General features: G+C 46.8%; 2 protein-coding genes. One reads left to right on the top strand and one right to left on the bottom strand.

The features are described 5' to 3' along the window. Positions 1–35 precede the first annotated feature (35 nt). The gene (locus C7B77_RS28585) at positions 36–1409 is read right to left on the bottom strand and encodes a YcjF family protein (RefSeq protein ID WP_106313055.1); all 1374 of its coding nucleotides are present in this window, start codon (positions 1407–1409) and stop codon (positions 36–38) included. A gap of 281 nt (positions 1410–1690) precedes the next feature. Here C7B77_RS28585 and C7B77_RS28590 point away from each other — a divergent pair. Beyond that, on the top strand, positions 1691–2274 hold a 584-nt coding region (locus tag C7B77_RS28590; protein ID WP_106313052.1), incomplete at its 3' end, for a discoidin domain-containing protein.

Consider the following 2274-nt stretch of genomic DNA (forward strand, 5'->3'; position numbering starts at 1 on the left):
GCTTTCATCCCCTCCCTGCTCCACTACGCGCCTTGCTATCGCTCGTCGCTTCGTTCTCGCGAGGAAGGGGAATTCCCACCTGTCTGATTAAACTGCTGCTTGGCATTACTAAAAGCCTCTGCCATTACCGCTTGAATCTGTTGTGGATCGGGCTTTTTACCACCCATCAGATCGCCGAAGTAAACACAGGCACCTTCACCCAATGCTACGGTATAAGCCGCCGCCCAAGATGCCGAGATGATACTGCCAAAACCAGGAATAAATTTAATCAACTGTCGGGCGACTAATTGCGCCACAAAACCACCCGCGATCGCGCTGACGACGCCCCCAGCTTGAGATGGAGTTAGGGTTTGACCGTATAATTTACCCAATAATCCTACCATCGAGACTTGAATGGCAGTTAGTACGGGTAAATCGGCAAAAGGCAGTGGAATTGCGGCAACAGTACCAGCGGCGATCGCACAAGGTAAAATATAACGACGTGCGACATCACGGTAGATATTGCCAATTTGATTACCTTCAGCATCCTGAGTAGCCGTACCCGCTTCGAGCAGTTGAGACATCGCTCGCGATTGAGCTTCGGGCAATAGATCGGCTAAAGCTGTCCGCATTGCCTCTAAGCCATAAAATTCGGGCGTGTAGCCGTCTTCAGCCAAAGTAAAGTCAATTAGCACCGCCCGATCGAATAGTCCTATAAACGCCTGCTGGATGGCAGTATAGGCTCGATCGACCGACTCGATACTAGTCGGTTCTTCGGGATGATCGGTTTGAGTAGTAGGGTAAATTTCGTGCAGACAAGTAACTGCGAGCAGACAGGGAATCTGCGGATATTTTTGACGTAATTCACTAGCGATCTGGCGGAGCGTATCGATCGCAAAATCATTGATTTTGACTGTCAGAATGATAATGCGCGGACGAGTAGTTTCTGTCTCCAGATCGCCGATCAGTTCTTGAATCAGACTATTGGTATCGCGATCGACATCGCCCAATCCTACGGTATCAGTAAAGACTAGTAACGGCAGTTCGCTCGAAGGATAATTATACCGCGCTGTCGATTGAGTATGCGGGCGAAAACCCTGCCCGACAATTTCTGCCGACACCCCTGTCAATCCCCGCACGATCGAACTTTTACCTGCTTGGGGTTTGCCAATCAGCAGAGCCTCGGTAGTTGGCAATTGCGCGCGTACCGTAGCCAAAATCTCGGCGACTTGAGTTTCATCGACACTAAACCATTTCCCCACAGTCTGTGCGGCTCGATCGACAGGCAAAATTTCCATTGCTTTATTCGTCGCCAGTTGCCAGCCACCAGCGAGTCGATCTGTCAAACCTGCAATTGTAGACTTATTCTGTGCTGTAGTCGGATTGTCTGCTTGAGGCTCAGGGGTCGAGGATTCTGGTTGTTGTGGCACGATCTTTAGCAAATAATGGCACTCGTCAGTAATACAATTATCCGATCGTTCGATCGCGCTCGATGGCGTGTTATTACGGTAGTGCTAACCGTCGATCGAGTTATTTGGGAATTTAGATTCTGAGTGTCGATGGATTTTTATATGAATGTAAATATTGTTATTGCGAAATCAATCGAGCTGGTGTAGCATACTATCGGTTAATTGACACGATCCATGTCGAAATTTATCGCTCTTCATCAGAGCCGATGTAACCCCGAATATCTATTAAGAGAATAGTACAGATGAACAAAAAAAATCTTACGATCGGGCTAGCTACTCTAGTTCTATCGATCGCTAACGCTCCAAATGCCCAAGCCGCATTGATTAATGGAGTGACTGTCACAACCAATATGGGAGCACTTTTGGGCACTAATATTAACAATATTGTTAATGGAGTTGGGCTGCCTGGAGATATTCCAAGTTTGACAGAAACTCATGCCGTAGGATCTCCAAGTAATGCTTGGATTGGTACATTGAGTACTAATAATCTTATTACTTTTAACCTAAATGGCAGCTATAATCTTGGTGGCTTTAGTCTGTGGAATTTCAATCCTACTACCACGTTTGGAGTAAGAGGAGTAAATATTCTCACCTCGATCGATGGGACTAATTTTACGACTTTAGCAGGTGCGCCTACACAGTTTGCAGACGGAGCTGATAATGCACCAGAATCACCAGAACAATTTAGCTTCGCTCCAGTCACTGCCTCCTTTGTCAGGTTCCAGGTATTGACTAACACTGGTAATTCCAGACCTCAAGCTGGTTTATTAGAAGTTCAATTTGATTCAGCTTCAGCAACAGTTTCATCGACAGCAGTACCCGAACC

It is taken from the genome of Chamaesiphon polymorphus CCALA 037 (assembly GCF_003003845.1).
GTDB classification, from domain to species: Bacteria; Cyanobacteriota; Cyanobacteriia; order Cyanobacteriales; family Chamaesiphonaceae; genus Chamaesiphon; species Chamaesiphon polymorphus.